This window comes from Chryseobacterium sp. JV558 (assembly GCF_033712365.1).
Classification (GTDB): Bacteria; Bacteroidota; Bacteroidia; order Flavobacteriales; family Weeksellaceae; genus Chryseobacterium.
On sequence record NZ_WJHU01000013.1, the window covers coordinates 21,835 to 28,487 of the forward strand.

Below are 6,653 nucleotides of genomic sequence, written 5' to 3' on the forward strand. Positions count from 1 at the left end.
TTTAATATGAAATCCAACCTAATGGATCAACTGGTGTACTTCCGTTCCATACTTGGAAATCAAGGGTATAAGCACCATCAAAATCCTGGGCTATAGTACCTAATGCTGTTCCTGATGAAACCTGCTGTCCTTTGGAAACATTTGCATTGGATAGGTTGGAATAAATAGTAAAATACCCTCCGTGTTTGATAATTACGGTCTTGGTACCATCACTGCTTGCTACAACCGAAGATACAGTTCCCGGGAATACAGATTTAGCACGCGTACCTGAAGGCACGGAAATTTTAATCCCGGTATTGTCTTCAGATATATTTTTGAAAACCGGGTGTTGCTGTCTTCCGAAACGGTGGGTAATTTGTCCGGCTCTGTCTGCAGGATAACCAAGTCTTCCTCTGTTATCTGCAAAGCTGTTTCCAGTAGCGGTGGAAACTCCGTAGCTTGTCATAGCTTTAGTTTCAGCAGCTTTTTTATCTTCTTCTTTTCTCTTAGTAAGGGCTGCTTCTGCGGCTCTTGCTGCGGTCAATTTATCTGCTGCTTCTTTAGCTCTTGCATTGGCTTCATCTGACGCTTTTTTAGCGGCTACTCTTCTGGACTCATCTCTTGCATTGGCTTCTGCCTTGGCGGCTTCTTCACTGCGTTTTCTTTCTTCTTCAGCTCTTTTTGCTGCCAGGTCTGCTGCTCTCTTAGCTTCTGCTTCTGCCAGCCTTCTTTCTCTTTCAAGGGCTTCTGCTCTTGCCTTAGCTTCCGCTTCAATTCTTGCTTTTTCTCTTTCAGCGGCTAGTTTTGCTAAACGTATTTTTTCTGCTTCCGCTTTTCTTCTCGCTTCTTCCTCTGCTTTGGCAATTCTGATTTCTTCAGCAATAATAGCTCTGATCTGTCCTTCTAATGCTTTAGACTGAACTTGTTTTTGTTTAAGCTCAGCTGTTAATTTGGATTCGTTTTTCTTAAAATCAGTTACCAATTGTTCTTTTTGGGATCTTTCAGCATTGATCGTCGCCAAATCCTTCTGTTGGTTTACCAGAAGGTTTGCTTTCTCTTTTACAGAGTTTTGTCTTTGGGTAATTGTTTTCTTGATCAGGTTGGCAGCATCTGTAATTTCAGCTGCTTTTTTATCCTGATAATCTGAATATTGTTTCAGGTACTGTACTCTACGTATCCCTTCTCCTAAATTCTTGGCAGAAAGAATAAAAGTTACTTTGTTCTGTACTCCTTTATTTTTATAAGCATTTACCAGAACTTCAGCATAGTTTTTTCTTAAAACAGCCAGTTCTTTATTCTGACGGTTGATTTCCAGCTGACGTAGATAAATATCATCCTCAATGAATCTTTTTTCTTTCTGCGTATTATTGTATACTTTCTCTCTTAACACCAACTTTTGGTTGACATTAGAAAGGTAAGCTACGGAAAGCTTAGATTCACTTCTGGTTTTGGCTAAATCGGAATTTATTTGTGCAATTTGTTTTTTAAGTTCGGCATTCTGCTTTTGCAGCTGTTCTTTGGTCTGCTGTCCCTGGTGCAGTCCGAACATCAAAACACCTATTAAAAAGCTAAATTTTCTAATCATTTAATCTCAATTTTCTTATAACTGGATGGTACAGAATAAGGTGTTTCCATCCTCGAAAAGTCAAATTTCGTATTTTCCATTAAGATCTGGCTAGATTTTGAACCTTTTATAATTATTTTAACATTTTTTGGAAGACGGATTCCTTCATATTCATTCCAGTCACTGTAAGAAACATCCAGCTCGTCTGAAGATAGAATGTCTTTTAGGTTGACGGACAATAAATCGTAATTGGTGTCGTATTGAAGTTCTATTTTATATTCCCTGTTTTTTTCATCTGTGGTAATTTTCTGATTGATATTAGAAACCATTTTGAAGCCCTGTGCATTTTGAGTCAGATCAAATTGTCTGTCGTTTATTTTTACAAAAGTTCTTCCCAACAGGATTTTCTCCAGAGATTTATAATCAATGAAATTAACGTTCAGTAAATTATTGAGATAATCAAAGTCGGAATCTATATAGGTTTTATTGATCTTATCCTGGCCTTTTATTCCTTCAGGAGTAGCAATACCTCTGGCTGCATTGATGAATAAGGCTCTGAGATTCATCCACACCTTCTTATCATTTTCAATATAGATGGTAGCATCCAGCGTAGGAACATAACTTCCTGTTTCTACACGTACTTTACTGTCGATCTTGATCTGCTCGTATTTGGGTGCAATCAATACATGTTCGTAAAAGGTAAGTTTGTCTCTTACCGGTTGGTTTACATCTTTTGGGTCTCCATTGTCTTTATCTGCTGTAGTAGTAATGCTGTCCCGTGTATGATCTGTGTCATTTTGGACTTTGGTACGGGTTTTACAGGATGATAAGGCAAGAAGTAATAAAAGAAGCGGAATCCAATTTTTCATGTATTTATCTTTAGTTAAAAATACGGTGCAATATTAACGCCAAACCACACAAAATCTTTTGTGTGGCCTGATGATATGTTGTTTAAGTTAAATAATTTCTATTCTTATTTAGATAGAAAATCTAAAACGGAATAATCTCCCAAAGAAATTTCTCGGGCTACTCCGAAATACTGTGCAGAATTACCGATCATAGAATTGGAAAGGTTTCCATGATTGATTCTGGTGTTTTCCTGAATCAGGGAGTTTTCAATATTAGAATTAACAACTGTTGTATTATTTCCTAATGAAACTCCGGGTCCTACTTTTGAATTGGATATTTTTACATTTTCACCAATAAAGCAAGGCTGGATAATCAAAGAATTCTCAATCACAGAAGAAGCTGGATAATTCTTCATTTCCTCTCTTTCGTATTCAAGAATTTTACTGTTGGTTTCTACAGTGGCATTTTTGTTACCGCAGTCCATCCAGTCATTTACTTTTCCAAGAGTAAATTTAGCACCTTTAGATCTAAGGTTTTCAAGAGCTGTTGTCAATTGATATTCTCCTCCGTTTTTAATATCATTGTCCATGATATAGTTGATCTCTTCCATTAGTTTTTCAGCACTGTTGAAATAATAGATACCAATGATGGCAAGATCTGAAACATAGGTAGTTGGTTTTTCAACAAAATCTGTGATGAAACCGTAGTTGTCTAATTTTACAACTCCGAAAGCAGATGGATCTTCCACGCTTTTTACCCAGATCACTCCATCAGAATTTTTGTCTAATTGGAAGTCTGCACGGAAAAGGGTATCTGCAAAAGCAATAACGATATCTCCCTGCATAGACTGCTCAGCACATTTGATCGCATGAGCCGTTCCAAGAGGATCGTTCTGATAATATATGCTTCCTTTTGCTCCCAGCTTTTCAGCAATCTGAATAAGGGATCTTTCGATCTCAGGACCAAAATCTCCGATGATAAAAGCTACCTCTTCAATGTTTTCTCCTGCAACTTTAGCAATATCTTCTACCAATCTCTGTACGATAGGTTTTCCTGCAATAGGAATAAGTGGTTTTGGAACTGTCAGTGTATGGGGACGTAATCTGGAACCACGTCCAGCCATAGGAACAATAATTTTCATAAATTATATAAAGAATTTTTTATAGTTATTTTAATAATATGGTTAAAGATAATAATTAAAACCTTTGTTGGGATATGATTTATATCTTTTTAATATTTGAATTGATTTGTTTACTATCAAAATAAAGACCAAAGTTTAATTCTTTCTGATTCTTGATAAAATCAAGTTTTTTTCAGAATAAATCAAAATTCCGGTGAAGATCAAAAATAGGATATTACTTGTTAAAATATTATAGTTGAGATATTTTACAATGATGAAGCTAAAGATTCCAAGTAATATAAGGAAGAAAGACATTTTCTTCATTCTATATGGTATAGGATAGTATTTCTGGCCCAGCAGATAGGATACAATCATCATGATAACATAGGCTCCGAATGTAGCCCATGCAGAACCAATCATGCTGTGATAATAGTTTAATGCTAAAAGGTTGAGCGTGATGTTTATTCCTGCTCCAAGCCACGAAATAACAGTTCCTACACTGGTTCTGTCTGTTACTTTATACCAGGTGGAAAAGTTATAATATATTCCGAAGCAAAGATTGGCAATCACAATAATCGGGATGATGTCTATAGCGATCCAATAAGACTTGTTGGGGATGAAAACATCCTTCAGCCAGGAAATATTGGCGATGATTCCCAAAGCTACCGCACAGGCAAAAAAGGAAAAGTATTCTGCAACTTTGGCGTAGGTCTTTTTGGCATCACCTTTATCCATTTGTTTAAAGAAGAAAGGCTCAATACCCATTCGGTAAGCCGTAACAAATAAGGTCATCAGTACAGCCAGTTTATAGCAGCCTCCATAGGCCCCGGCTTCTTCGTCCGAAATATGATTTCTCTGGATGGATTTATCAAAGTTTTCATTGACCATAAAAGCCAGACCTGCCAGCATGAGCGGAAAGGAATACTTGATCATACGTCCGAACAAAGAGGTTACAAACTGAAATCGTACTTTTAATATAATAGGAAGGAGTAATAAAACCCCTAAAGCGCTTCCCGCTAAATTACTGAAGAACGGATAATCCACATTTTGATCCAAACCGAAACTTTTGGAGAGGGTTTCCGGAATCCAGAAGAACAGTGCTGCTGTAAAAACGGCCTGAAATATAGCCTGAACAACTCTTACTGCAGAGTATTTGATGGGCTTATTATGAAAACGAAGCCATGCAAAAGGGATCACTAATAAATTGTCGAAAAAGGCAATCAAAGCAAACCATCTGATATACTCCGGGTTATCGTGATATCCTGCATAGTCTGCGATCTGCTGATTGAATAAATAGCATAATACTAAGAAAACAGTAGAGGTTGAAAATAAAAACCAGAATGAAGTATTGAAAGTCTTTTTCTCATTACCATCCTCAGCAGAAAACCGGAAATATGCCGTTTCAAAACCGAAAGAAAGTATAATATTAACAAAAGAAATCCATGCATAAAGCTGAGTGAAAATCGCAAAACCTTCATTGGGAATTTTGTAGATCAAAAGTGGATTCAGAATAAATAGAATAATTCTTGGTGCTATAGCTCCCGCTCCATAGATGATTGTCTGCCCTAATAGTTTCTTATACAAAGTCGAAATTTTTTACAAATGTAAAACTTTAAGCATTCGTTTGGTGATTTTGGGTTGAATTAAAACATAAAATCTTAATTTTACGGGGAAATAAATTGAAATGAAAGTTCTTATAAAAAACGTAAATATCGTCAACGAAGGAAAAGTCTTTGAAAGCGATATCCTAATAGAAAATGACTCAATCTCCAGGATAGCGGCTGATATTTCTGAAGATGCAGACCAGATCATTGATGGTTCAGGAAAGTATCTTCTTCCGGGGGTAATTGACGATCAGGTGCATTTCCGTGATCCGGGACTTACGCATAAAGGAGATATCGAAAGTGAATCAAGGGCAGCTATTGCCGGTGGGGTAACCAGTTTTATCGATCAACCCAACACAGTACCCAATGCTGTTACGCAGGAACTGTTAGCCGACAAATATGAGATTGCTTCCCAGAAAGCTTATGCCAACTACGGTTTTATGATGGGAGGAACCAATGATAATCTTGCTGAAGTTTTGAAAACAAATCCTAGAAATGTTCCCGGTATCAAATTGTTCTTAGGTTCATCTACAGGAAATATGTTGGTGGATAATCCGGAAACTCTGGAAAATATTTTCAGCAATACCCAAATGCTGATTGCTGTTCACTGTGAAGACGAAGCTACTATCAGAGCCAATACTCAAAAATACATGGATGAATATGGGGATGATATTCCTGTAAAATTCCATCATTTGATCAGAAGTGAAGAAGCATGTTATATATCTTCTTCCAAAGCTATTGAACTTGCCAAAAAAACAGGTGCAAGACTTCACGTTTTTCACCTTTCGACAGCAAAGGAAATGGAACTTTTCAGAAATGACATTCCTTTAAAGGATAAAAAGATCACGGCTGAGGTATGTGTTCATCATCTTACTTTTACGAATGAGGATTATGAAACAAAAGGCGGACTTATTAAATGGAATCCTGCTGTAAAAACTCAAAAGGATAAAGATGCCCTTTGGGAAGCATTGTTAGATGACAGAATTGATGTTATTGCTACAGACCATGCTCCACATACTGCAGAAGAAAAAAATAATGTGTATACAAAATGTCCTTCAGGAGCGCCTTTGGTACAACATTCATTAGTGGTAATGCTGGAAAACTATAAAAACGGTAAAATTTCCCTAGAGAAAATCGTTGAAAAAATGTCTCACAATCCTGCCATTCTTTTCAAAGTTGAAAAAAGAGGTTTTGTAAGAGAAGGATATAAAGCAGATTTGGTTTTAGTTGATTTAAATGAAAACTGGACGGTTTCCAAAGACAACTTACTGTACAAATGCGGTTGGAGTCCATTGGAAGGAATGAGCTTCCATTCTAAAGTTACCCATACTTTTGTCAATGGACATCTGGTGTATGATAATGGTAATATTGCAGAGGGAAAATTTGGCGAGAGATTGCTTTTTGAAGCGAGAGATTAATAAGATATTATTACGATAAATCAACAAGAGCGGGCTTTAGCCCGCTCTCTTATTTTATATACCTCCATTGGCTTTAGCCAAAACTTATTTAGCTCTTGCAGATTTTTTAGATTCAGCAT

The 6,653-nt window shown here is 36.7% G+C and carries 5 protein-coding genes; 1 reads left to right on the forward strand and 4 read right to left on the reverse strand.

All coding sequences use genetic code 11. The features are described from left to right. Position 1: 1 nt before the first annotated feature. The 4 genes from GFU89_RS22995 to GFU89_RS23010 all read right to left on the reverse strand — a co-directional run bounded on the left by GFU89_RS22995 (position 2) and on the right by GFU89_RS23010 (position 5,096). Positions 2-1,564, reverse strand: a complete 1,563-nt coding sequence (locus GFU89_RS22995) for a peptidoglycan DD-metalloendopeptidase family protein (RefSeq protein ID WP_318849349.1) — start codon at positions 1,562-1,564, stop codon at positions 2-4. Further along, the gene (locus GFU89_RS23000) at positions 1,561-2,412 is read right to left on the reverse strand and encodes a DUF4292 domain-containing protein (RefSeq protein WP_318849350.1); all 852 of its coding nucleotides are present in this window, start codon (positions 2,410-2,412) and stop codon (positions 1,561-1,563) included. The genes GFU89_RS22995 and GFU89_RS23000 overlap by 4 nt, the downstream gene beginning before the upstream one ends. Positions 2,413-2,516: 104 nt before the next feature. Next, positions 2,517-3,533, reverse strand: coding sequence for a sugar phosphate nucleotidyltransferase (locus tag GFU89_RS23005; RefSeq protein WP_318849351.1), 1,017 nt, complete (start codon positions 3,531-3,533; stop codon positions 2,517-2,519). Positions 3,534-3,668: 135 nt separating this feature from the next. Further along, a complete protein-coding gene (locus GFU89_RS23010; protein ID WP_318849352.1) occupies positions 3,669-5,096 on the reverse strand; it encodes an oligosaccharide flippase family protein in 1,428 nt (475 codons plus the stop codon). A gap of 100 nt (positions 5,097-5,196) precedes the next feature. Between GFU89_RS23010 and GFU89_RS23015 the strand changes: the two genes are divergently transcribed. Continuing rightward, positions 5,197-6,534 (forward strand): dihydroorotase, encoded by a 1,338-nt coding sequence (locus tag GFU89_RS23015; RefSeq protein WP_318849353.1) that lies wholly within the window; start codon positions 5,197-5,199, stop codon positions 6,532-6,534. Positions 6,535-6,653 lie beyond the last annotated feature (119 nt).